The sequence below is a fragment of the Alphaproteobacteria bacterium genome, assembly GCA_015231795.1.
GTDB lineage: Bacteria > Pseudomonadota > Alphaproteobacteria > Rhodospirillales > WMHbin7 > WMHbin7.
Genome location: JADGAX010000005.1, coordinates 96,264 through 119,882, shown reverse-complemented (window position 1 = coordinate 119,882; position 23,619 = coordinate 96,264). Strand labels below are relative to the sequence as shown.

Annotated in this window: 21 protein-coding genes; 9 read left to right on the top strand and 12 right to left on the bottom strand. The window is 61.2% G+C overall.

Going from position 1 to position 23,619, the window contains the following annotated elements:
* Positions 1 to 92: 92 nt before the first annotated feature.
* The 3 genes from HQL44_11915 to HQL44_11905 all read left to right on the top strand — a co-directional run bounded on the left by HQL44_11915 (position 93) and on the right by HQL44_11905 (position 4,495).
* Positions 93 to 290: a hypothetical protein gene (locus HQL44_11915; protein ID MBF0269286.1), complete on the top strand. Its 198-nt coding sequence runs from the start codon at positions 93 to 95 to the stop codon at positions 288 to 290.
* A 233-nt stretch (positions 291 to 523) separates the two neighbouring features.
* Positions 524 to 3,985 (top strand): indolepyruvate ferredoxin oxidoreductase family protein, encoded by a 3,462-nt coding sequence (locus tag HQL44_11910; protein MBF0269285.1) that lies wholly within the window; start codon positions 524 to 526, stop codon positions 3,983 to 3,985.
* A gap of 57 nt (positions 3,986 to 4,042) precedes the next feature.
* A complete protein-coding gene (locus tag HQL44_11905; protein MBF0269284.1) occupies positions 4,043 to 4,495 on the top strand; it encodes a hypothetical protein in 453 nt (150 codons plus the stop codon).
* A gap of 87 nt (positions 4,496 to 4,582) precedes the next feature.
* Here HQL44_11905 and purS read toward each other — a convergent pair whose 3' ends face one another.
* Positions 4,583 to 4,822: a phosphoribosylformylglycinamidine synthase subunit PurS gene (gene purS / locus HQL44_11900; protein ID MBF0269283.1), complete on the bottom strand. Its 240-nt coding sequence runs from the start codon at positions 4,820 to 4,822 to the stop codon at positions 4,583 to 4,585.
* A gap of 13 nt (positions 4,823 to 4,835) precedes the next feature.
* Positions 4,836 to 5,600 (bottom strand): phosphoribosylaminoimidazolesuccinocarboxamide synthase, encoded by a 765-nt coding sequence (locus HQL44_11895; GenBank protein ID MBF0269282.1) that lies wholly within the window; start codon positions 5,598 to 5,600, stop codon positions 4,836 to 4,838.
* Positions 5,601 to 5,622: 22 nt separating this feature from the next.
* Here HQL44_11895 and HQL44_11890 point away from each other — a divergent pair, with 22 nt between their 5' ends.
* On the top strand, positions 5,623 to 7,269 hold the full coding sequence (locus HQL44_11890) for a GGDEF domain-containing protein (protein MBF0269281.1): 1,647 nt from the start codon (positions 5,623 to 5,625) through the stop codon (positions 7,267 to 7,269).
* Between the two features lie 31 nt (positions 7,270 to 7,300).
* Here HQL44_11890 and HQL44_11885 read toward each other — a convergent pair whose 3' ends face one another.
* The 4 genes from HQL44_11885 to gatC are packed head-to-tail and all read right to left on the bottom strand — an operon-like array spanning position 7,301 to position 10,882.
* Positions 7,301 to 7,651 carry a hypothetical protein gene (locus tag HQL44_11885; GenBank protein ID MBF0269280.1) on the bottom strand — a complete coding sequence of 117 codons (351 nt, stop codon included), beginning with the start codon at positions 7,649 to 7,651 and terminating at the stop codon, positions 7,301 to 7,303.
* A gap of 14 nt (positions 7,652 to 7,665) precedes the next feature.
* Positions 7,666 to 9,120: an Asp-tRNA(Asn)/Glu-tRNA(Gln) amidotransferase subunit GatB gene (gene gatB / locus HQL44_11880; GenBank protein MBF0269279.1), complete on the bottom strand. Its 1,455-nt coding sequence runs from the start codon at positions 9,118 to 9,120 to the stop codon at positions 7,666 to 7,668.
* A gap of 1 nt (position 9,121) precedes the next feature.
* Positions 9,122 to 10,588: an Asp-tRNA(Asn)/Glu-tRNA(Gln) amidotransferase subunit GatA gene (gatA, locus tag HQL44_11875; protein ID MBF0269278.1), complete on the bottom strand. Its 1,467-nt coding sequence runs from the start codon at positions 10,586 to 10,588 to the stop codon at positions 9,122 to 9,124.
* Positions 10,589 to 10,591: 3 nt separating this feature from the next.
* Positions 10,592 to 10,882, bottom strand: a complete 291-nt coding sequence (gene gatC, locus HQL44_11870) for an Asp-tRNA(Asn)/Glu-tRNA(Gln) amidotransferase subunit GatC (protein ID MBF0269277.1) — start codon at positions 10,880 to 10,882, stop codon at positions 10,592 to 10,594.
* A gap of 52 nt (positions 10,883 to 10,934) precedes the next feature.
* On the opposite strand from gatC, the gene ruvX reads away from it, so the two are divergent.
* Positions 10,935 to 11,402 carry a Holliday junction resolvase RuvX gene (gene ruvX, locus HQL44_11865; GenBank protein ID MBF0269276.1) on the top strand — a complete coding sequence of 156 codons (468 nt, stop codon included), beginning with the start codon at positions 10,935 to 10,937 and terminating at the stop codon, positions 11,400 to 11,402.
* Here ruvX and HQL44_11860 read toward each other — a convergent pair.
* Entirely contained in the window at positions 11,314 to 11,565 is a 252-nt protein-coding gene (locus tag HQL44_11860) for a DUF2061 domain-containing protein (protein ID MBF0269275.1), read from the bottom strand. The genes ruvX and HQL44_11860 overlap by 89 nt on opposite strands.
* 183 nt (positions 11,566 to 11,748) lie before the next feature.
* On the opposite strand from HQL44_11860, the gene HQL44_11855 reads away from it, so the two are divergent.
* Together HQL44_11855 and HQL44_11850 are read left to right on the top strand one after the other, a co-directional pair.
* A complete protein-coding gene (locus tag HQL44_11855) occupies positions 11,749 to 12,672 on the top strand; it encodes an AEC family transporter (protein MBF0269274.1) in 924 nt (307 codons plus the stop codon).
* On the top strand, positions 12,672 to 13,889 hold the full coding sequence (locus HQL44_11850) for a CoA transferase (GenBank protein MBF0269273.1): 1,218 nt from the start codon (positions 12,672 to 12,674) through the stop codon (positions 13,887 to 13,889). The genes HQL44_11855 and HQL44_11850 overlap by 1 nt, the downstream gene beginning before the upstream one ends.
* A 2-nt stretch (positions 13,890 to 13,891) precedes the next feature.
* On the opposite strand, the gene HQL44_11845 is transcribed toward HQL44_11850, so the two are convergent.
* Positions 13,892 to 14,599, bottom strand: a complete 708-nt coding sequence (locus HQL44_11845; protein MBF0269272.1) for a response regulator transcription factor — start codon at positions 14,597 to 14,599, stop codon at positions 13,892 to 13,894.
* A gap of 332 nt (positions 14,600 to 14,931) precedes the next feature.
* Here HQL44_11845 and HQL44_11840 point away from each other — a divergent pair, with 332 nt between their 5' ends.
* A complete protein-coding gene (locus HQL44_11840; protein MBF0269271.1) occupies positions 14,932 to 15,342 on the top strand; it encodes a hemerythrin family protein in 411 nt (136 codons plus the stop codon).
* On the opposite strand, the gene HQL44_11835 is transcribed toward HQL44_11840, so the two are convergent.
* The 4 genes from HQL44_11835 to HQL44_11820 all read right to left on the bottom strand — a co-directional run bounded on the left by HQL44_11835 (position 15,335) and on the right by HQL44_11820 (position 20,398).
* Entirely contained in the window at positions 15,335 to 16,087 is a 753-nt protein-coding gene (locus tag HQL44_11835; GenBank protein ID MBF0269270.1) for a ferritin-like domain-containing protein, read from the bottom strand. The genes HQL44_11840 and HQL44_11835 overlap by 8 nt on opposite strands.
* Positions 16,088 to 16,128: 41 nt before the next feature.
* Entirely contained in the window at positions 16,129 to 16,914 is a 786-nt protein-coding gene (locus tag HQL44_11830; protein MBF0269269.1) for a response regulator, read from the bottom strand.
* A gap of 71 nt (positions 16,915 to 16,985) precedes the next feature.
* Positions 16,986 to 17,450: a thioredoxin-dependent thiol peroxidase gene (gene bcp / locus HQL44_11825; GenBank protein ID MBF0269268.1), complete on the bottom strand. Its 465-nt coding sequence runs from the start codon at positions 17,448 to 17,450 to the stop codon at positions 16,986 to 16,988.
* Positions 17,447 to 20,398, bottom strand: coding sequence for a bifunctional [glutamine synthetase] adenylyltransferase/[glutamine synthetase]-adenylyl-L-tyrosine phosphorylase (locus HQL44_11820; protein MBF0269267.1), 2,952 nt, complete (start codon positions 20,396 to 20,398; stop codon positions 17,447 to 17,449). The genes bcp and HQL44_11820 overlap by 4 nt, the downstream gene beginning before the upstream one ends.
* 74 nt (positions 20,399 to 20,472) lie before the next feature.
* On the opposite strand from HQL44_11820, the gene HQL44_11815 reads away from it, so the two are divergent.
* Positions 20,473 to 23,619 carry a DUF3971 domain-containing protein gene (locus HQL44_11815; protein ID MBF0269266.1) on the top strand — a complete coding sequence of 1,049 codons (3,147 nt, stop codon included), beginning with the start codon at positions 20,473 to 20,475 and terminating at the stop codon, positions 23,617 to 23,619.

Below are 23,619 nucleotides of genomic sequence, written 5' to 3'. Positions count from 1 at the left end.
CTCAACATGTTACGGTTGCATATGCCTGATATTATCACTTCTGGCAAATGTATCAACTCGACAAAACCCTCCAATTTCGCAACGATGAAGTCATGAAAACTACCGCCCCGACCTTGCCAACTGTCGACGATCAGGAGACCGAATTGCTTCGAGCCGCCATCGAGAGGGCACGCGAATCGGTCAAGCGTGGCCGCGTGGTCTCGCACGAGCGGGTCCGCGACTGGCTGAAGGCGCTGTCCGAAGGAAGAGAAGTTCCCTGCCCAGCCCCTTCGTCAAACAAGGCGCATTAAGCAGGCCACCCGCTCTGTGATGGCTCCTAACATATTGCACCGCAACAAAAATCCCCGGTAATTTTATTCCCAAAGGCCTGATCGGCGGCGCAAGGGGCGTGCGCGGGCGTCAAGTTGCGGGAACGGTCCTGTCTTTTTGCGCCCGCCCGCCCGCTGGGCATAGACAAGGCCCCGCCTCGCCCCCATAACGTAACGTAAGGTAAAGACAGAAAAAGCCGCCGGGAGGCTGCGCCGTGCATATCGCCAACGTCACCTTAGAGGACAAATATACCCAGGAACGGGGCCGGGTTTTTTTGACCGGCACCCAAGCCCTGGTGCGCCTGCCCATGATGCAGCGGGCCAGGGATTTGGCCCAGGGCCTCAACACCGCAGGTTTCATCTCGGGCTATCGCGGCTCGCCCTTGGGCGGTTTCGACAAGGAATTGTGGTCGGCCAAGAAATTTCTGAAATCCCAGCACATTCATTTCCAGCCCGGCGTCAACGAGGATCTGGCCGCCACCGCTTGCTGGGGCACGCAGCAGGTCAATCTGTTCGAAGGCGCCAAATATGACGGCGTGTTCGCCATCTGGTACGGCAAGGGGCCGGGCGTCGATCGCTCGGGCGACGTCTTCAAGCATGGCAACAATGCGGGCACCAGCCAGCATGGCGGCGTGCTGGCGCTGGCGGGCGACGACCATGCCGCCAAATCCTCGACCGCCGCCCATCAATCCGATTACGCCTTCATGGACGCCATGATTCCGGTGCTGCATCCGGCGGGCGTGCAGGAGATTCTGGATTACGGCCTGTTCGGCATCGCCATGTCGCGCTTTGCCGGTCTATGGGTGGCGATGAAGACCATCGCCGAAACGGTGGACAGTTCGGCCTCGGTGCAGATCGATCCCTTGCGCCTGTCATTCGTCATCCCCGATTTCGACATGCCGCCGGGCGGGCTGCATATCCGCTGGCCCGACAAGGTGCTGGACCAAGAATCGCGCCTCATGCGTTATAAGCTGGACGCGGCGCTGGCCTTCGCGCGGGCCAATCGGATCGATCGTACCGTCATCGACTGCAAGGAACCCAGGCTGGGCATCGTCGCCACCGGCAAGGCCTATCTGGATGTGCGCCAAGCACTTGACGATCTGGGCATCGACGACCAGCTTGCCTCTGAAATCGGCCTTCGTCTTTACAAGGTGGGGATGGTCTGGCCGTTGGAGCGCGAGGGCATTCGCCATTTCGCAGAAGGGCTGGAAGAGATTCTGGTCGTCGAGGAAAAGCGGCCCCTGATCGAAAATCAGCTAAAGGAGCAGCTTTACAATTGGCGCGAGGATGTGCGTCCGCGCGTGATCGGCAAATACGACGAGGAAGGAAAATGGCTGCTGGCCTCGAACGGCGAATTGTCGCCCGCCGAGATCGCCAAGGTGATCGCCGCCCGCATCGACCGCTTCATGACCAGCCCCGTCATCAAGGAGCGCCTGGACTGGCTGAAGGCCAAGGAAGACAGCCTTAGCCATCCCACGCACCAAATGGCCCGCCTGCCTTATTTCTGCTCGGGCTGTCCGCACAACACCTCGACCCGGGTGCCGGAAGGATCGCGCGCGCTGGCGGGCATCGGCTGCCATTACATGGCGACCTGGATGGACCGCAAGACCGAAACCTTCACCCAGATGGGCGGCGAGGGTGCTACCTGGATCGGCCAGGCGCCCTTTACAGAAACCAAGCATGTTTTTCAGAATCTGGGCGACGGCACCTATTTCCATTCCGGCATTCTGGCCCTGCGCGCCGCGATTTCGGCGGGCGTCAACATCACCTACAAAATTCTTTACAACGACGCGGTGGCGATGACCGGCGGACAGCCGCTCGACGGCCAGATGAGCGTGCCGCAATTGGCCAGGCAGGTTGAGGCCGAAGGGGTGGCGCGCATCGCCATCGTCAGCGACGAGCCGCACAAATATCCGATCGGCGAAAGTTTTCCGCCGGGTACAAGTTTTCATCATCGCGACTATCTGGATCAGGTGCAGCGCGAGTTGCGCGACTGGCCGGGGGTCAGCGTTCTGATCTACGACCAGACCTGCGCGGCCGAAAAGCGCAGGCGCAGGAAGCGCGGCAAATTGGCCGATCCCGAACAACGTTTGGTGATCAACGAGCGCATCTGCGAGGGCTGCGGCGATTGCGGCGAGATATCGAACTGCGTTTCCGTGGTTCCGGTCGAGACCGAATATGGGCGCAAGCGGGCCATCGACCAATCTTCCTGCAACAAGGATTATTCCTGCGTCAAAGGCTTCTGCCCCAGCTTCGTTTCGGTGATCGGGGCCAGGCCCAGGAAGCGAGCGCCCTTGGCAGGCAAGGTCGCCTTTGCCGATTTGCCGGACCCTGAATTGCCCAAGCTGGGGGGCGAGCCTTACGGCATCGTGATCACCGGCATCGGCGGCACCGGCGTGGTGACGGTGGGAGCGTTGCTGGGCATGGCGGCGCATCTGGAAGGGCTTGGCGTTTCGGTGCTGGACATGCTGGGCATGGCCCAGAAGAACGGCGCGGTGCTGACCCATGTCCGCCTAGCCCCTTCGCAAGACGAGATCCATGCGGTGCGCATCGGCGCTTGCAACGCGCATTTGCTGTTGGGTTGCGACATGGTGGTGGCGGCGGGGCCGGACGCTGTTTCCAAATTGCGCCTGGGCCATGCCAGCGCCGTGGTCAACGACCATACGGCGATGACCGCCGATTTCACGCGCAAGCCCGATCTGGATTTCCCTGCCGAGGGCCTCAAGATGGCCATCATCGACGCGGTGGGGCGCGAACAAGCTAGCTTCGTCGACGCCAGCCGCTTGGCCGCCAGCCTGCTGGGCGACGCCCTGGCCACCAATCTGTTCATGGTGGGCTTTGCTTGGCAGAAGGGATTGATCCCTTTGTCGCATGCGTCGCTGGAACAGGCCATTTCGCTGAACGGCGCCATGGTCGAGTTCAACAAGCAGGCCTTCTTGTGGGGGCGCCGCGCCGCCTTCGACCTTGACGCCGTGGCCCAACTGGCCGCTCCGCCCGAAACGTTGGGCGAAGACCGGCATTTGTCGCAAACGCTTGATCAGCGGATCGCCAGACGCAAGGCTAGGCTGGCCGACTATCAAGATCAGGCTTATGCCGAGCGCTATGCGAGGCGCGTGGCGAAAATCCGCCACCTGGAATCCGTGACCGTGCCGGGCAGCGATGCCCTGGCTTGGGCGGCGGCCGATAGCCTGTTCAAGCTGATGGCGATCAAGGACGAATATGAAGTGGCGCGCCTGATGGTCGATCCCCAATTCCTGAAAGAAATACAGTCGCAGTTCGAAGGCCCCTATCGCTTGAAATTCCATCTGGCCCCCCCGGTACTGGCGGCGATCGACGACGCCAGCGGCAGGCCCAGGAAATCGGTTTGGGGGGGCTGGATGATGCCCGTCTTCAAGCTGCTGGCGGGCGTGAAGGGGATTCGCAACAGTTGGCTTGATCCGTTTCGCTATGCCCGGGAGCGGCGCATGAACTTGCGCTTGTTGACCGAGTACGAGCAACTGCTGGACGGAATGGCCGACCGATTGTCGGCGCAGACGCTGGATGTTTGCGTCGAGCTGGCCGCCCTGCCGATGTCGGTGCGCGGCTATGGACCGGTGAAAGAGGCGGCCGCCAAACGCGCCGATCAGCAGCGGCAAGAACTTCTGGCTCGTCTGGACGCGATGGAAAAGGCGGCTTAACCGAATTCTAACGAGGTCAGGCGATAGTCAGGCGTGGTTGGGAAGGTGGAGGGGACGATGAAGCGGATCATGGGCGCGGTAGCTGCGCTGCTGATGGGAAGTCTTGCGGCCAGGGCCGATGTCTTTCCTGATCGGCCCTATTACGGCATGCAGATCGATTATAAGATCGACGGCATCGTTCCCACCGGCTTTGACGACCGCGAAACGCCCAGAACGGTCACCCGCTTGCTGGAAGGTTTGTTGATCGCGAACAAGGTGCGGATTTCCGGCCAGGCCTATTCGGTCGAGGAAAAGGCGGAGCTGACGGTGACCGTTTCCGCCGGGCGCGACATGAAGAAAGACAGTTTCACCATCAAGCCGAATCCGGGGCGCCAGGATTTCGCCTTCGAAATCGATGTGCCCGAAAAAGCGCGCGGCTCGCACATTTCGGTGCTGATCAATCCCGACGACCGGGGCAAGAATTTAGTGAAAGCCCTGCGTCTGGACGTGACGGCGGTGCCGAAAAGATGACCCCCGCATAAAGTCATGGCCGGGCTTGACCCGGCCATCCGCATGGATGCCCGGAACAAGTCCGGGCATGACGTTTACGCAAACCTCTTAACCCACTTCGACCGAGAAATTTTCGATCACGGTGTTGGCCAACAGCTTGCGGCACATGCTTTCCGCCGCTTCCTTGGCCTTGGCGGCATCCGTTTCATCCAGTTCGACTTCGATGAAGCGGCCGATGCGCACATCCTTGACGCCCGAGAACCCCAACGATTCCAAGGCATGGCCGACCGCCTTGCCCTGGGGATCGAGCACGCCGTTCTTCAGCGTTACATGGACCTTGGCTTTCATGCCCGCCTCTCCGTCACTGCATGGTCTCGGGACCCTTAAGGTCCCTAGGGCCGCCCTCGGGCAGAATGCCCAAGCGCCGGGCCACTTCCTGATAAGCCTCTTCCACGCCGCCCAGATCGCGGCGGAAACGGTCCTTGTCCATCTTCTCGTTGGTCTTCAGGTCCCACAGGCGGCAATTGTCGGGGCTGATCTCGTCGGCCAGGACGATGCGCATTTCCTCGCCTTCCCAAAGCCTGCCGAATTCCAGCTTGAAATCGATCAGGCGGATGCCGACGCCCAGGAACAGGCCGGTCAGGAAATCGTTGATGCGAAGCGAAAGCCCCATCATCTCGTCGAGGTCGTGGGTGTTGGCCCATCCGAAGGCGGTGATGTGCTCCTCGCTGACCATGGGGTCGTTGAGTTCGTCGTTCTTGTAGTAATATTCGATGATCGAGCGCGGCAGGGCCGTGCCCTCGGGCACGCCGTAGCGTTGCGACAACGAACCGGCGGCGATGTTGCGGATCACCACTTCCAGCGGGATGATCTCAACCTCGCGCACCAACTGCTCGCGCATGTTGAGGCGGCGCACGAAATGGGTGGGAATGCCGATCTCGGCCAGCTTGATCATCAGGAATTCGGAGATGCGGTTGTTCAGCACCCCCTTGCCGGTGATCACGCCTTTTTTCTTGTTGTTGAAGGCGGTGGCGTCGTCCTTGAAATATTGCACGATCGTTCCCGGCTCGGGGCCCTCGAACAGAACCTTCGCCTTGCCTTCGTAAATCTGCCGTCTTCTGGCCATGGTCTTTATCCCAAGGATGGATATGCCGGGGCGAGGAAGTCGACCCGGCTTCAAGGCTATTGATATAGCAAGCAAAGCAGGTGGTGACAACCGGCGCTCCAAGATCGGGCAATCTTCTTGCCCCGACGGCGTAAATATCCTAGCTTATCAGGCGGATGGCGAGGGGTGGCGCCTGACTGGGCAAGATGGCGGAAGGAAGTCAAGGGTGCTGAAATCGCTTCGAGTCGGCGAAGTTGTGGATAAACGCCGCCTGATCGCCCTGCTGGGCGCTCTGCTGATTTCCGGTTTTCTGGCCACCAGCCTGCTGGGCTACATCGTCGCCCGCTCCTCGATGCATGACGCCATCGTAGCGACCGAATTGCCGCTGACCAGCGACAACATCTATTCGGAAATCCAGCACGACCTGATCCGGCCCATTTTCGTCTCGTCGATGATGGCCAACGACACCTTCCTGCGCGATTGGGTGCTGAACGGCGAGCGGGACGTCGATTCCATCACCCGCTATCTCAACGAGATCAAGTCGCGCTACGGCGCCTTCACCGCCTTCTTCATTTCCGAACACACAAGGGTCTATTACCACGCCGACGGCATCTTGAAGCTGATCCAGGAAAACGAACCCCGCGACGTCTGGTATTTCCGGGTGCGCAAGATGGCCGAGCCTTACGAGATCAATGTTGATCCCGACATGGCCCACAACGACGCCATGACCATCTTCATCAATTACCGGGTTCAGGACTACAACAGCAATTACATCGGCGTCGCCGGCGTGGGGCTGACCGTTTCGGCCGTGCAGCAGCTGATCAACGATTACCAGAAGAAATACGGCCGCATCGTCTATTTCGTCGATCATGCCGGCAAGATCATTTTTTCGGGCAACGACAGCGGCGTCTCGGAAGCCAGCATCCAGGTCCGCGAGGGCATGAAGGATTTCGCCGCCGAAATGCTGGGGGGCAAGACCGGCGACTATCAGTACGACTACAAGGGCCACACCCATCTGGCCAATGTGCGCTACATCCCCGACCTGAAATGGTTCCTGGTGGTCGAAAAGGCCGAAGACGAGGCCTTGATCAAAATCCGCCAGACCCTGTACACCAATCTGGCGATCAGCTTTCTGGTCAGCCTGCTGATTCTGGCCGCCGCCACCTACACGGTGAATTCCTATCAAAGGCGTCTGGAATTGATGGCGACCACCGACAAGCTGACCGGGCTGGCCAATCGCCAAGCCTACGATCTTTTGATGGCCCAGGCCATGAAGGATGCCCAGCGTTCCGGCGAAACCATGTCGCTGGTGCTGTTCGACATCGACAATTTCAAGATGGTCAACGACCGCTATGGGCATCTGGCGGGCGATTACGTCATCGCCCAGGTTGGCGAGATCGCCAAGGCCAATTTGCGCGCTTCGGACATCGTATGCCGCTGGGGCGGCGAGGAATATATCGTCCTCTTGAACAAGTGCAACGAAGCCGATGCGCTGCATCTGGCCGAAAAGATGCGTCTGGCCATCGCTGACGCCAGCATCGTCTATCAAGACAAGGTCATCAAGACGTCGGCCAGCTTCGGTTTGGCTCAGTACCGTCCGGGCGATACGCACGACGCCTTGCTAAGCCGCGCCGACCACGCCCTGTACGCCGCCAAGGACGCCGGACGGAATTTGGTGAAGGTGGGGTAAGAACCCGCGCGCCGTCAGCCGCTGCGAGCCTCTACGCCTCGCCGCCCGCTAGCAGGTCGGCGATGTCGCTTTCGCCAAGGTCGGGGGTCAGGGCGCCATGCAGGGCCTTGGGCAGCATGAAGCGCAAAATCGTATCCGCCATCATGGGAATGAAGGACGCGGTGGGAATCAAGAGCAGCGTGCCTTCGCCACCCAGGCGCGACAAGGACATCATGCCGTTCTCTTGCGCCGCCACCTCATAGGCGGGCAGCAAGGCCAGTTCGCTCAACAGCCGCTCTAGCGTGCGCTTGCCGTCGGCATGCGCCAGGATGTTGGCGATGTGTCTGGCCGAATCCTGGGCCAGCGGATAGGAAACCAGCTGGGGCGGTTGGTTGTCGTTCATGGGGGGTGTCGCTCCTATCCCGCCAACTTCGATTTCAACAGATCATTGACCACACCGGGATTGGCCTTGCCCTGGCTGGCCTTCATTACCTGGCCGACGAAGAAGCCGAACAGCTTATCCTTGCCCGACCGATATTCGGCCACCTTGTCGGCATTGGCGGCCATCACCTGATCGATCACGGCTTCGATGGCGCCGGTATCGGTGACCTGCTTCAAGCCCTTTTCTTCCACCAGCACCGATGGAGCCTTGCTGGTTTCCACCATTAGGGCGAAAACGTCCTTGGCCAGGCGGCCCGACAAAGTGCCGTCTGAAATCAGGTCGATCAGCTCGCCCAGATTCTTGGCCGAAACCGGGCTGGTTTCGATGGTCTTGCCGGTGCTGTTGAGAGCGCCGAAGAAATCGCCCATCACCCAGTTGGCGGCCAGTTTTGAATCCCTGCCCTTGGCGACGGTCTCGAAGAAGTCGGCGGAAGCGCGATCCACCACCAGCACGCCCGCGTCATAGGGCGATAGCCCATAGTCGCGCACGAAACGGTCCTTCTTTTCGTCGGGCAGTTCGGGCAGCGTGTCCTTGATGCGGGCCACGAAGTCGGGCTTCAGCTTCAAGGGCAAAAGGTCGGGATCGGGGAAATAGCGGTAATCGTGGGCGTGTTCCTTGGAACGCATCGAGCGCGTCTCGCCCTTGCCGGGATCGAACAGGCGGGTTTCCTGATCGACCGTGCCGCCCGATTCATAGACGTCGATTTGGCGCTTGGCCTCGACCTCGATCGACTGCATGACGAAGCGCACGGAATTGACGTTCTTGATTTCGCAGCGCGTGCGATAGGCCTCGCCGCTCTTACGCACCGACACATTCACGTCGGCCCGCATCGAGCCTTCCTCCATATTGCCGTCGCAGGTGCCCAGATAGCGCAGGATCGAGCGCAGCTTGCGCAAGTAAGCCCCGGCCTCGTCGGGCGAGCGGATATCGGGCTTGGAGACGATCTCCATCAGCGCAACGCCCGAGCGGTTCAAATCGATGCAGGACTTGGATGGATGCTGATCGTGCATCGACTTGCCCGCGTCCTGCTCGACATGCAGCCGCTCGATGCCGACCACGGTCGAGCGCCCGTCAGGCAGATCGACGATCACCTGGCCCTCGCCGACCAAGGGCTTTTCATACTGGCTGATCTGATAGCCCTGCGGCAGATCGGCATAGAAATAGTTCTTACGGGCAAACACGCTTTCCAGATTGATCTTGGCCTTCAGGCCCAGGCCGGTTCGCACCGCCTGCTCGACGCACATTTCATTGATCACCGGCAGCATGCCGGGGAGTGCCGCATCGACGAAGCTGACCTGGCTGTTGGGGTCGGCGCCGAAAGCGGTGGCGGCGCCCGAAAACAATTTGGCGTTGGAAACCACCTGGGCGTGGACCTCAAGGCCGACCACGATTTCCCAGGGACCGGTCTCACCCTCGATCAGATAGGCCATGTCAGCAAGCCTCCCAACGCTTGAACGATGCCGCCTGTTCCATCACGGCAGCCGTCTTGAACACCGTTTCCTCGTCGAATGGACGCCCGATCAGTTGCAGGCCCAGCGGCAAGCCATCCGCCGACAGGCCGACGGGCAGCGAAAGCCCCGGCAGGCCAGCCAGCGAAGTGGGAATGGTGAAGACGTCGTTCAGATACATGGTGATCGGGTCGTCCAGATTCTCGCCGATGGCGAAGGCGGGCGTGGGGGCGGTCGGCGTCAAGAGCACGTCGGCTTTCTGGAAGGCCTGCTTGAAATCGTTGGCGATCAGCGTGCGCAGCTTCTGCGCCTTGGCGTAATAGGCGTCGTAATAGCCCGCCGACAGCACATAGGTGCCGATCAGGATGCGCCTGCGCACTTCTCGGCCAAAACCTTCGGCGCGGGTTTTCATATACATCTCGTCCAAGGAATTGCCCGGCACGCGCAGCCCGAAGCGCACGCCATCGTAGCGCGCCAAATTGGACGAGGCCTCGGCGGGAGCGACGATGTAATAGGTGGCCAGCGCATATTTCGTGTGCGGCAGGCTGACTTCCACCACTTCGGCGCCCGCCTCTTTCAGCCAAGCCAAGCCCTTGTCCCAAGCGGCCATGATTTCCGAAGACAGGCCGTCGGGCTTGTATTCGACGGGCACGCCGACGCGCAGCCCCTTGATCGACTGGCCGACCGCCTTGGTGAAATCGGGCGTCGGACCGGGGGTCGAGGTCGAATCCTTGGGATCGTGTCCGGCCATCGCTTTGAGCATGATGGCGGCGTCTTTCACCGTGCGGGTCATCGGTCCCGCCTGATCCAAGGAACTGGCGAAGGCGACGATGCCAAAGCGCGAGCAGCGACCATAGGTGGGCTTGATGCCGACGATGCCGCAGAAGGCGGCGGGCTGGCGAATGGAACCGCCCGTGTCGGTGCCGGTCGCCCCCATGGCGATGCAGGCGGCGACAGCGGCGGCGGAACCGCCCGACGAGCCGCCGGGTACCAGATCCTTCGCATCCCCCGAACGCTTCCAAGGATTCTTCACGGCGCCGTAATGGCTGGTCATGTTCGACGAACCCATGGCGAACTCGTCCAAATTCGCCTTGCCCAACATCACCGCGCCCTGTTTCCACAAATTCGTGGTGACGGTGGATTCATAAGGCGGCTTGAAACCTTCCAGGATATGCGAACCGGCGGTGGTTTGAACGCCCTCGGTGCAGAACAGATCCTTGATGGCCAGCGGAATGCCTTCCAGCAGGCCCGCCTGCTTGCTGGCCCGGCGCTTGTCAGAATCGGCTGCCATGCGCAGCGCCTGATCGGGCGTTTCGGTGATGTAGGCGTTGAGGTCCTTGCGCTTGGACATGGCGTCCAGATGGGCCTTGGTCAGCTCGACCGAGGTGAAGTTGCCCTTGTCCAGGCCCGCCTCGGCCTCGGCGATGGTCAGATGCGTCAAATCGCTCATGATCTACTCCACCACCTTGGGAACCAGGAAAAATCCGTTGGTGGTCTCGGGTCCGTTCAGCAACACCTTGTCGGCATAGCCGCCATCGGTCACCACATCGGCGCGCATCGGCAGCGCCATTTCAGCCGAGACGCTGGTCATGGGGGGCACGCCGTCGGTATCGACCTCGGCCAATTGCTCGACCCAGTGCAAAATGCCCGACAGCTCCTTGGCCAGCGGTTCCAACTCGTCTTCCCTAACTTCGATGCGGGCCAGATAGGCGATTTTCTGGACCGTGGCTTTGTCGAGCGACATCGGCTAACGTCCTTGGGATGTATCGAAAAAGAGCCGAAACCTAACACTCGCCATGCCCATCTGCAACCTTGCCGAACTAAAGTCCTCGATCAGCCCGGGCCAACGCCTGATGGGGCTGGATCACGGCACGAAAACCCTGGGGCTGGCGCTGTCGGACGTGCTGCTGATGGTGGCCTCGCCCTTCGAGACGATCATGCGCGTCAAATTCACCCCCGACGCCAAGAAATTGCTGGAAGCAGTGGATAAGCAAGGCGTTGGCGGATTGGTCATCGGCCTGCCGGTGGAAATGGACGGCGGCGAGGGGCCTAGATGCCAGTCGGTGCGCCAGTTCGCCGCCAATCTGATGGAATTGCAGGACCTGCCCATCGCCTTTTGGGACGAGCGCCTGTCCACCAGCGCCGTCGAGCGCATGATGATCAATGAGGCCGATATCAGCCGCAAGAAGCGGGCGGGGCTGAAAGACAAGCTGGCCGCCGTGTGGATTTTGCAAGGCGCTCTGGATTCGTTGTCGCGCCGATAGGCACCAATTTCCAAGCCTTTTCGTGCATATAGAAAGCCACCGTGTTGACCATGGGTTCGACCAGGGCGATCAAGCCGCCTATGGCAATGCTGCCGGTCAGCGCATAGCCGACCGCGAAGGCGACGCAGAAATGCACGACTGCGAAAGTGGCGGTTTTGGCGATGTCCATGCGGGCCTCCTGTCGGCTGAACCGGCTTTCCGGTCATAGGGCTAGGTTAGAATCCACGAGAAAATTTGTAAAATCGATTTATTAAATATGAAAAATCTAACTGGCCGATTTATCAAGCCCGCCCCAGCCACAAGCCGGAACTTGCCGTGGTCCTGGAAAACCGCTTAAGTCCCTTGCATGACAACCATTCTTTCCGCTCTCATTCCCGTTTTCCTGTTGATTGCGCTGGGCTATGGCTTTCGGCGCTGGCGCTTCCTGCCCGAAGCCTTCTGGCCGCCGCTGGAGAAACTGACCTATTTCGTCTTTTTCCCAGCCCTGCTGTTCGTCAATTGCCTGCGCGTTCCCTTAAGCGATTCCGGCACCGGGGTCATGGCCCTGTCGATGGGACTGGGCGTGCTGATCGTGGCCGGGCTGGCAATGGGGGCGCTGGCGCTGATCAAGGATCGACCGGCCTTCACATCGCTGTTTCAAGGAACGATCCGCCCCAACACCTATGTCGGCCTGGCCGCCGCCGCCGCCTTGTACGGCCCCAAAGGAATGGCGCTGACCTCGGTTTGCGTTGGCGTCGTTGTGCCGCTGGTCAATTTTCTGTCGGTTACGGTCATGTTGGCTTTCGGCCAAGGTGATCGGCCAAAGGGCCTGTTGCCTGCGCTAAAGCCGGTGATCGCCAATCCGCTGATCAATGCCTGCCTGCTGGGCTTGGCGCTCAATTACCTACAAATGCCTTTGCCCGCCTTTTCGCTTCGCTTCTTCGACATTCTGGCCAGCGCCTCGCTGCCGCTGGGCTTGCTGGCGGTGGGGGCGGGGATCGACGTTCTGGCGCTTCCGAAGGCGGGGCCGCCGGTTTTCATCAGCAGCCTGCTGAAAATGCTGGCCCTGCCTTTGATCACCCTGGGTCTGCTGAAATTCTTCGAAGTGGGCGCCGACGCCTTGGCGGCGGGCTTTCTCTATGCGACGCTGCCCTGCTCGGCCACCTCCTATGTTTTGGCGCGCCAGATGGGCGGCGATGCCGGGCTGATGGCCAGCATCATCAGCGTGCAGACCTTGCTGGCCATGGGATCGATGCCGGTTCTTCTGATCTTGTTTGGATTTACGCCATGATGCTTCCTCCTGGTTCTCTGTCCGGCGTGCGCATTCTCGACTTGTCTCGCGTGCTGGCGGGGCCGTCTTGCACGCAGTTGCTGGGCGATCTGGGCGCCGACGTCATCAAGGTCGAGCGGCCGGGTGCGGGCGACGACACGCGCAAATGGGGGCCGCCCTACCTAAAGGACAGGGCGGGGCATGACAGCACGGAAAGCGCCTATTATCTGGCGGCAAATCGCAACAAACGGTCACTGGCGGTGGATATCGCCAAGCCGGAAGGCCAAGCCCTGATTCGGCGCCTGCTGAAGGATTGCGATGTCTTGTGCGAGAATTTCAAGGCGGGCGATCTGGCCCGCTATGGCCTTGACTGGCCCAGCCTGAAAGACGAATTTCCAGGCCTCGTCTATTGTTCCATCACCGGATTCGGACAGGACGGGCCTTATGCGCAAAGGCCGGGCTATGATTATCTGGCCCAGGGCATGGGCGGCATCATGAGCCTGACCGGCGAAATCGACGGCCAGCCCATGAAGACGGCGGTAGCGATTTCCGACCTGATGGCGGGCATGTATGCGGCGGTGGCCATTCTGGCCGCACTTCGCCACCAAGCCCGCAGTGGACAAGGACAGCAGATCGACATCTCGCTGCTGGATTGCCAGGTGGCTTGGCTGTCCTATCAGGCCCAGCATTATCTGACCTCGGGCAGTCCGCCGCCCAGGTTGGGCAATGGGCACCCCACCATCGTGCCCTACCAGGTGTTCAAGGTTGCCGACGGCCATCTGATTCTGGCGGTGGGCAATGACGGACAGTTCGCCAAATTCGCAGGGATCGCAGGCAGACCCGAATGGGCCGACGATCCCGCCTTCGCCACCAATCGCCAGCGGGTGACGAATCGCGCCCGCCTGATCGCGATGATCGAGGACATCATGCCAGAGCGCAGCCAAGCCGATTGGCTGGCGGCCTTGGAGAGCGCTGGCGTTCCCGCCGGGCCGGTAAATCGCATCGATCAAGTGTTCGAAGATGCGCAGGTCAAGCACCGCCGGATGGTCTGTGAAATGGCGCATCCCCTGGCGCAGGAACCGATAGCGCTGGTCGCCAATCCGATCAAGATGAGCGCCACGCCGCCCAGCTATCGGCAAGCGCCGCCCGTTTTAGGCCAGCACACAGAAGAATTGCTGCGGGAATTCGGGCTGAACGAAACGGAAATCCGCGATCTTCAAAATAAGAAGATCGTCTAAAATCAGGTCGTCTTGCCGTTGAAACGATAGCCCAGGCCGGGGGCCGTGACGATCAGTTGCGGCTGCCCCAGTTTGCGGCGCAGGCGGCTGATCAGAACGTCGATCAGGCGTTCGGACGGCGCATCGTCATTGCGGCTGACCGCATCCAGCAATTGACCTCTGGACAGCACGCGCCCCGGCGCATTGGCCAACGCCGACAACAGATTGAATTCGGCGGGCGAAAGCTGAATCTGCTCGCCTTCCTGATCAAGCAGGGCGTGGCCCGCCATATCAAGCGTGAAACCGTCGAAGCTGATCGATTCGCGCCCGCGATGGTTGGCGTGTTGGGCCGTATAATCGCCATTGCCCGTGCGCGCCAGAAGATTGCGCACGCGCAGGCACAGTTCCTGCGGATCGAAGGGTTTCACCATGTAATCGTCGGCGCCGATCTCGAGTGCTGCCAGCCGGTCATGGCGTTCGGTTCTGGCGGTCAGCACGATGATGGGAATGGTCGAACGCGCGCGCACCTGGCGAGCCAGGGTCAGTCCATCCTCGTCGGGCAACGTCAGGTCCAACAAGATCAGATCGATGCGCTCTTGCGACAGCAAGCACAGCATCTCGCGCCCATTCATGGCGCGCATGACCTTGAAGCCTTCCTTCTCAAGATAGGCGGCCAGAAGGGTTTGAACGAACTCGTCGTCTTCGACGACTAGAAGGTGACCGGCGCTCAAGGCAAACTCCCGCTTTGGTATTTTTTATTATTTAGCACCGTTCACAGCGAGTTCACAAGTCATTTATCCCTATGCAATATGGGGGTACTAGCCTGTGAACACTTCGAGCCGTTCAAAATGGCGCCGTGTCCTTGGGGGGACGCAACCTTCTTGCGTCGAAGTGAAGTAAAACGGGGTGTTAGGCAACGGCCTGGATTGGTTCAAGAGACCAGTCCGGGCTGAATTGTTCGTGTGAACAACTTTTCACTTCCGATCAACATTGACCAAGGTTAATGTACCGACCATTCAAAGGGACTGGGCCGATTTTTCGGCCCTGAGGGAGTGGTTTCGGTATGCCTTTAATGCAATGGAACGACCGAATGAGCGTCGGTATCGAGCAATTCGATAGCGACCACAAAAAGCTGGTCGACATGCTGAACAGCTTGTTCGACGGCATGCAGGCCGGCAAGGCCAAGGATGTTCTGGGACCCATCCTGGACGAGTTGGTCGCTTACACGAAAACGCACTTCGCGCGCGAAGAAGAGGCGATGGCGAAATTCGGCTATCAGGAATTCGCCAGCCACAAGCGCGAGCACGACGACCTGACCCGTCAGGTCATCGAGGTGCAGACCAAGTTCCACCAGGATCTGACCGCTTCGCTCAGCATGGAAGTGATGAACTTCCTGAAGAACTGGCTGGTCAAGCACATCCAGGGGACCGACCGCAAATACACGCCCTTCTTTCACAGCAACGACGTCAAGTAAAGCGGGCCGTCCAGTCGTAAAAGTCGGGCGTTTGTCCGGCCTTCAGACGCGCCGCGTGGTTGAAGGGCGGCTTGGGTCCTTGCGGAAAATATGGCGCCAGTCGGCTGCGGTAGGTGGCGGCCGGGTCCAAACCCTGCAAGCCGCACAGATAGGCGAACCATCTGGTTCCCGCCGCCACATGGGCGATTTCGTCTTCCAGAATCTTTTGCAAAACCGGCACGGCGTCGCCATGCCCATGGCGTTCAAGATTTCGCATGCTGGCGGGGGTGGTATCCAGCCCTCTTGCCTCCAGCGTCATCGGCACCAGGGCCAGTCGGTCCATCAGATCGTGGCTGGTTTTCACCGCCGCCTGCCAAAGTCCGTCATGCGCGGGCAGATCGCCATAGCTGGCCCCCAGCTTGCCCAGCAAGTCTTCCAGGGCATCAAAATGGTCGGCTTCGTCCAGCGCCACTTGGACCCAGTCGTCGTAGAAGGGGCGGGGCAGATTCCAGGTCGTAAAGCGGGCGATGATGTCCCAAGCCAGATCGATGGCGTTCAATTCGATATGGGCCAGGGCGTGCAACAGGGCGGTGCGACCCTTTACCCCGTCCTTCGAGCGCCTGGGCATGGCCGATGGCGGCATCAGAAGCGGTGCGGCGGACCTGGCCGGCCGTTCGGGCGCCGTCGCTTGTCCAACGTCGCCGATCAGGCCTTGTTTCCATTCATCGGCCAGCTTGCGGGTCAGCCCGGACTTGTCCGCAGCCATCGGCGCTGACAGAATCTCGACCGCCCTTTGGGCCAGACAATTCACGTGATGTTGAGTTTCGAGAAGGCCTCGGCCAGATCGTCGCCGAAGGTGGAACCCTTGCGGATCAAGGGCACGGCGTTCGGCAGGCCTTCCAGCGAGGGATGACCGGCGGAAAAGCTGGTCAGGATCGCCACCGGCAATTTGTTTGTGCTGGGCATGGCGCTGAGCGCGCAAGCCAGATCGATTCCCGAAAGGCCGTCCAGCACCGCCGAGGCGATCACCATGTCGGGGCGCGTGACCACCGCCGTCTCGATGGCTTGGAAAGGCGTTCTGGCGTTCGAAACGCGGTAGCCGCAAGCGGCCAATTCGCGCTCGATGATGCGGCTCATCGCCTTTTCCGGCACCACCAGCAAAATCTCGACATTGGTGATCTTGACGTCTTTGGGGTCGAAGCCGCCCGCTTGTCGCCGTCCGGGCAGGTCGCGAACCAGCTTGGCGCCCGCCTCGCCGCCGAAACTGGCGGGAGCCTCGGCGATCTTGCGCAAGGCTTCCAGGAAATGGCCCATGTCGTCGATGTCGGAATCGGACGGTTCCTTCAAATCGGCGGCATATTCGCCCATGCGATGCGCCACCACGGTGATCAGGGTCTGATCGATGGAACGGCCGCGCGTGGCGACGGTCAGCATGTCGCGACCGATGCGGTCCAAGGCCTCGCCCGCCTTGACCGAGCGCGACCTTAAATTGCCCAGCAGCACGTCCAGCGCCGCCACCACGTCGCGCACCTCTTCCAGGAACTCGGCCTCAAGGCCCTGTTCCAGCAGTTCGATTTGTCCGCTCTCGCTCATGATGTCCCCAATGAGATTCGTTCCCCGAAAGTCATCATAGGGGGTCGGAAGAGAGGGGGCAAGTGATTGGGTTATAATTTCGCCAGCGCCTTCAAAACTTCCTCGGCGTGTCCGTCCACCTTCACCTTGCGCCAGATGTGACGCAGCACGCCCTGGGCGTCGATCAGGAAAGTCGAACGTTCGATGCCCATCTTGCTCCTGCCGTACAAGATTTTTTCCTTCCATACGCCATAGGCTTGGCACAGTTTGGCCTCGCCATCGACGATCAAGGGAAAGGCCAGGCCGTACTTGGCCTTGAATTTCATGTGACGGTCGGCCGAATCGCGCGATACGCCGACCACCATGGCGCCCATGCCAGCAAACTCGGGCATCGCATCTTGAAAGGCGCAGGCTTGTTTGGTGCAACCCGGCGTGTCGTCCTTGGGGTAGAAGTACAAAACCAGCGGCTTGCCGCGGAACTGTTGCAGCGACAGCATGCTGCCCTGATCGTCGGGCAGCAGGAAATCAGGGGCGGGCAGGCCGGTTTCAATCGTCATGACTGGGGGGTTCCGATGATCTGGTCGAAGAGGGCGCGCACCTCAGTGCCCGCCTGGCTCATCTGGTGCTTGAGGTCCTCGAAGTCAACAGCTCCCGCTGCCTGGATCATCAAAGACTTGACGCCTTCGGGGGCGGCGTCTTCCGAAAAGCCGGAGTCCAGGGTCAGGCGCAACACGCCTTGCAGGGCGGTCCATAGGTGCAGGCCGTGCGCCAGCGCCGCATGCGCATCGGCGTCAAGACAGCCGCAGTCCTTCAGACGGGTCAAAGCGTCCTTGCTGGCAAAAGCCAGCACGTCGGGATGGTCGTGGGCTTCGCGCAGTTGAAGATACTGGGCGATGAATTCGATATCGATCAGACCGCCGGGCCGATATTTTATGTCCCAGGGCGACGCGCCCTTATGCTCCTTATTGATGCGCTGGCGCATGTCGGCCACGTCGAATTTCAGCTTGGCCGGATCGCGCTTGGCGGTCAGGGCGTCAAGAATGACGTCGGCGATTTGTTGACACAGTTTTGCAGGCCCCGCCACGGCGCGCGCGCGCGTCAGCGCTTGGTATTCCCAGGTCCAGGCCGCTTCGGCGTGATAGCGCTTGAAGGAATCGAGGCTGGCCGCCAACGGACCGGCGCGCCCCGACGGGCGCAGGCGCATATCCACTTCATAAAGGCTGCCGCCCGCGCCTTGCGCGGTCAGGGCATTGACCAGACGCTGCGTGAGGCGCGCATAGTAGCTGGGCGTCGTCATGGGGCGCGGCCCGTCGGAGCCTTCGCAATCGGGTGGCGCGTCATAGATCAAGATCAGATCGAGATCGGAGGTGGCGGTCATTTCGCGCCCGCCCAGCTTGCCCATGGCCAGCACGGCCAGACGCGCGTTGGGAATGCGTCCATGCACCCGTTCCTGATCGGCCTCGATATGGGGCAGCAGGACGCTGATCGTCGTTTCGGCGACGGCGGCATAGGCGGCACCCGCCGTTTCTGGGCTGAGCGTCGATTTCAACATCTGCACGCCGATGCGGAATTTCTGGTCGCTGGCCCAGCGCCTGGCCAGATCCAACGTCTCCTCAAAGGACAGCGCGCTGGCCAGAAGACGGTCCAATTCCGCCTTCAACTCGCAGACGGGGGCCAGCGGATCGAAGAAGTCCTGACTGAGAACGGCGTCGAGCAGGGCGGGGTGGCGGCTAAGATGTCCGGCCAGCCTGGGCGCGTCGCCTAGAATGACGGCCAGCAATTCCAGCAGATGCGGATTGGCCGTCATCATCGAAAAGAGTTGAACGCCCGCAGGCAGGCGGGCCAGGAAATCGTCGAGTTTCACGAAGGCGTTGTCGGGCTGCGCGGTTCTGGCCAGCGCCGACAGAAGGGCTGGCGTCAGCTCGGTCAAAAGTTCGCGGGCGCGCGCCGAACGGGTGCAGCGAATGCGCCCGTGATGCCAGCCCCGGATGGTCGAACAGACCGCCTCGGCATTGTCAAAGCCCATGCGCGACAGAGTGGCCAGGGTTTCGGGATCGTTCTCCGAGCCGGTGAAGATCAGGCTGCCCTCGCTGGCCCCCAGGTCCGGCGCCTCTTCGAACAGGCGGGCGTAATGCTGCTCTACATTGCGCAGATGCGCCACCAGATCGCTTCTGAACCGCGCCGCCTCGCCATAGCCCATGAACTTGCCCAGCCCGTCGATTCCAGCCGGGTCCGTGGGCAAGGTCTGGGTCTGACGGTCGTCGATCATTTGCAGCCGGTGTTCCAGCGTGCGCAGGAAAACATAGGCCGCTTCCATGTCCTGCGCTGCCCTTGCCTCGACCTGACCGGCTTGCACCAGGGCTTCCAGCGACTCCAGCGTACCCGAAAGCCTAAGCGCCGGATTGCGCCCGCCCCAGATCAATTGCTGGGTCTGTGCGAAAAACTCGATCTCGCGGATGCCGCCGCGGCCCAGCTTGATGTTGTGGCCCTCGATGGCGATCGATTCATGGCCCCGATGCGCGTTGATCTGGCGCTTGATGGAATGAATATCCTGGATCGCCGCGAAATCGAGATTTTTGCGCCAGATGAAAGGACGCAGGAAGTTGAGAAACTGGTTGCCCGCCACCTTGTCGCCGCCCACCGCCCGGGCCTTGATCATGGCGGCGCGTTCCCAGTTCTGTCCGAAGGCCTCGTAATAGGTCTCGGCGGCGGTCAGCGACAGGGCCAGCGGCGTCGAGCCGGGGTCGGGGCGCAACCGCAGATCGGTGCGAAAAACGTAGCCATCGCCGGTGCGCTCTTCCAGCATGCGGACCAGTTGACGGGTCAGGCGGACCATGATCGCTCCCAGCCCGTCCCCGGCCTCTGGGTGGCAGGCGGCGTCGTACAGCACGATCAGGTCGATATCGCTGGAATAGTTGAGTTCCCAGGCCCCCAGTTTGCCCATGCCGATGACGATGACCCCCGATCCCTTCAACGGGTCGTCTGGACAGGGCAGATGCAGGTCGCCCGCCACATTGGCCTGGCGCAGCAGGAAGGACAGGGACGCATCGACGGCCAGGCCAGCCAAATCCGAAAGCGCCCTGGTGACCTGTTGCAAGGACCAAGCCTGGGAAATGTCGGCCAGGGCGATCAGCAGGGCGGCCCGGCGCTTGGCCCGCCTGAGGGCGGCCATCAGGCTGTTCTGCTCGTTCAGGCCTGCCAGTTCCTGGGACAGTCCCGTCCAGAATGTCTGCCAGGCCTGGTCGGGACCCAACTCGGCAAAGGCCTGAATATGTTCAGCTTCTCTTAAGGCTGCCTGGGTTAGAAAGGGCGAATGGCCAAACAGGGCCGCCAGCAGGGCTTGCCCTTTGGCATCTTTCGCCAGTTCCGTCATGAAGGTTTGCAACTGGGGCGATGGCGAATCCTGCGCCGCTTCCGCCCAGCGCTCGAACCCAAGATTTAGCCTATCTTGCGGCCCCTGGGCGGGAAGTTTATCAAGATCGGGTAAAAAAGAGAAATGCGGCATTTTCAAACGGCTGATTTTCGCTCACACTGCGCCCAGCCAGCCGAAAGGTCAAGCAACAGGGAGGCAAGGCCGGCGTGATTCACCGCACGGTGCGAGGAATGTTCCAGGGTATCGGGGCCATGGCCCTTTTGGCCCTGATCGCGTTGCCCCTGTTCGTCTGGAATCTGAGCAAAGGCCCGATCAGCGTGGCCTTCCTGACGCCCTATGTCGAAGACGCATTTTCGGCCAAAGACGGCAGCTACGCCGTTCAGCTTGACGATACCGTTCTGGCCCTGGACGAGAACCGGCTTCTCGATATCCGGGCCAAGGGTGTGCGCCTGATCGGGGCCAGCGGCCAAGCGTTGGCGAACATCCCGGAAATTGGCATCACTTTAAGCCCGAAGGCGATGGTGCGGGGCGTGCTGGGGCTACGTCGCGTATCGATCCTGCGTCCCGAGCTGCGCCTGACCAGGGACAAGGACGGCAAGCTGGACCTGAGCTTCGCCGGGCAAGAACAAGACATCGGCCCGGAATTGGGCGAGCAGCTTCCCGCGCAAGGCGCCTTGATCGATACGCTGATGGACGAGCTGATGGCTCCGCTCAGTCCGGACAGAACCTTCGGCATGCTGACCAGCGTCGTCATTCGCCAAGCCGACCTGACCTTGATCGACAAGCAGAACAACGCCGTCTGGCATGCGCCCGAAGTCGATCTGTTGGTCATGCGCGACGACAAGGGGCTGACCGGCAAGGGCGAGGCCGCCATTTTGTTCGAGTCCGGCACTACAAGGTTGGATCTGGGGCTGGGGTTCGAGAAGGAAACGGGCCAGTTGGAACTGGGATTCGGTTTCGCCGCCCTGGCGCCCGCGCAACTGGCGCATCTGATGCCCGAGCTGTCGTTGCTGACCGCCATCGATTTGCCGCTGGCCGGACAGGTCAAAAGCCAGATCGACACCAACCAGGGCCTTTTGTCCCGCATCGATTTTGACATGACAGGCGGCGAGGGAAAATTCGTTCTGCCCAAGCCGCTGTCGGGCGAGATTCCGGTTCAGTCCCTGAATTTGAAAGGCAATGTCACGCAAGGCGGGCGGCGCTTCAAGCTGGACGAACTGGCGCTCAATCTGGGCGGCCCAACCGCAACCCTGGGCGGCGTCGTCGACGGATTGGGCGGCGAGATGATCATCCAGGGCGAGGCCAATGTGCGCGACATGCCGACCGACCGGCTGCGGGAATTCTGGCCAGCCGGCCTGGCCGACAACGCGCGCGACTGGATCATGGCCAATCTAAGCAAGGGCATGGCCAAGGACACGACGGCACGCTTCACCTTGCAGGGCAGCGAGCAAAGCGGCTTCAAGCTGACGTCCTTTTCCGGCGGCGGCGATGTGGAAGGGGTGCTGGTCGATTATCTGGCGCCGATGACCAAGGCCGAGAACGTCGTCGCCCGCATGAGCTTCTCGCCCAATTCGTTCCATCTCGACCTGAAGGACGGCTACGTCTATGGACTGAAGCTGAAAAGCGGGCGCTTGGATTTCACCGGACTTGACGCCGAAGATCAGTTCCTGGACGTCAAGCTGGAGATTGACGGCCCCTTGACCGACGCGCTGAAGCTGATCGAAGGCAAGCCTCTGGGTTTCGCCAGCGCGCTGGGGATCGACCCCGCCCAGGCCAGCGGCGAGGCGGGCGTGCAGTTGCACATATTCATTCCGCTGCTGAAGGCCCTGACCTTCGACATGGTTCAAGTCGACGCCAAGGCGCGGATCGAGAATTTGACGATGCCCAAGGTTCTGATGGGCCTGGACATCACCGGCGGCTCGGCCGACCTGAAGGTGGACACCAAAGGCCTCGATCTGACGGGCAGGGTTCGGCTGGCGGGCATGGCGGCCGATCTGGAGTGGCGCGAGAATTTCAGCAAGGGCGCCGCTTTCCGCAGCCGTTACCGGTTGAAGGGAATCGCCGATCAGGCGGGCCGCGAGGCCCTGGGTCTGACGATGCCGCCCTTCACTTCCGACTGGATGGATGGACCTGTGGGAATCGACGCCCTGGCGACCTTGCAAAGCGGCGGCAAGGGCGAGGCGCAGATCAAGGCCGACCTAACGGGGACTAGGCTTAATCTGATTCCGGCAGGCCATGTCAAGGCGGTCGGCGAAAAGGCGGCCGCCGACGTGCTGCTGACCTTTGGGCGCAAGGGATTGACGGCGGTGCCGCGCATTCAGGTGACCGGCGATAAGATCAACATGTCGGGGTCCGTTCAGTTCGTCTCCGAAGGCGGCGCCTTGAAGCGCGTTGGTTTCAGCCGCCTGCATGCCGGTCGCACCGAGGCCGAAGGCAGCCTGTCGATGGAGGCCAACGGGCGCGTTCAGGTCGAAGCGCGTGGCGAATCGCTGGATGCCAGCCTGCTTTTGGACGATGACGGAGCGCCTCCCGACCGCAAAGCGCCGCCGATGTCGGTCCAGGCCAATTTGAAGCGGCTTTGGATCAACGAGGACGGCGGGCTGGACAATGCCCAGGTGTCGATGACGCGCACGGACGGCTTGTGGCGCAACTTGACCGCTGAAGGTTTGACGGCGGGCAAGCCGTTTCGCCTGTCCATAACGCCGGAAGGGCAGAATCGCAGGCGCTTGTTCGCCGTCTCGTCGGACGCAGGTGCCGCCATCTCGGGCTTGGGCATTCTGGACAATGTGAAAAACGGCAAGCTGGAAATCAGCGGCGTCTACGACGACACCAAGCCGGAAACGCCCCTGGAAGGGGTGGCCAGGATGCAAGATTTCGATGTCGTGCGCGCTCCGGTCCTGGCCCGCATCCTTACGGTGGCGGGCATTACCGGCATCGTCGATGCGCTGAGAGGCCAGGGCATTGGTTTTGCGCGGCTGGAAGCGCCGTTCGTTTTGTCGCGCGGTTCCTTGTACTTAAGCGAGGCCCGCGCTTCAGGGGCGGCCATCGGCGTCACCGCCAAGGGCAACATCGATATGTCCAAGGACGTGTTCGATCTTGAAGGCACGCTGGTGCCCGCCTATGCGGTCAACAGTCTTTTGGGCAATATTCCTTTGGTCGGCAACATCTTCTCGGGCGGCGAGAAGGGCGGCGGCATCTTCGCCTTCACCTATTCCCTGAAGGGACCGGCCAGCGATCCGAATGTCAGCGTCAATCCGCTGGCCGCTCTGGCGCCCGGCTTTTTGCGCAACCTGTTCGGCATCTTCGACAAGGGGCCGAGCCAAGCGCCGCCGCCCGACGGCAAGAAGCCGTAG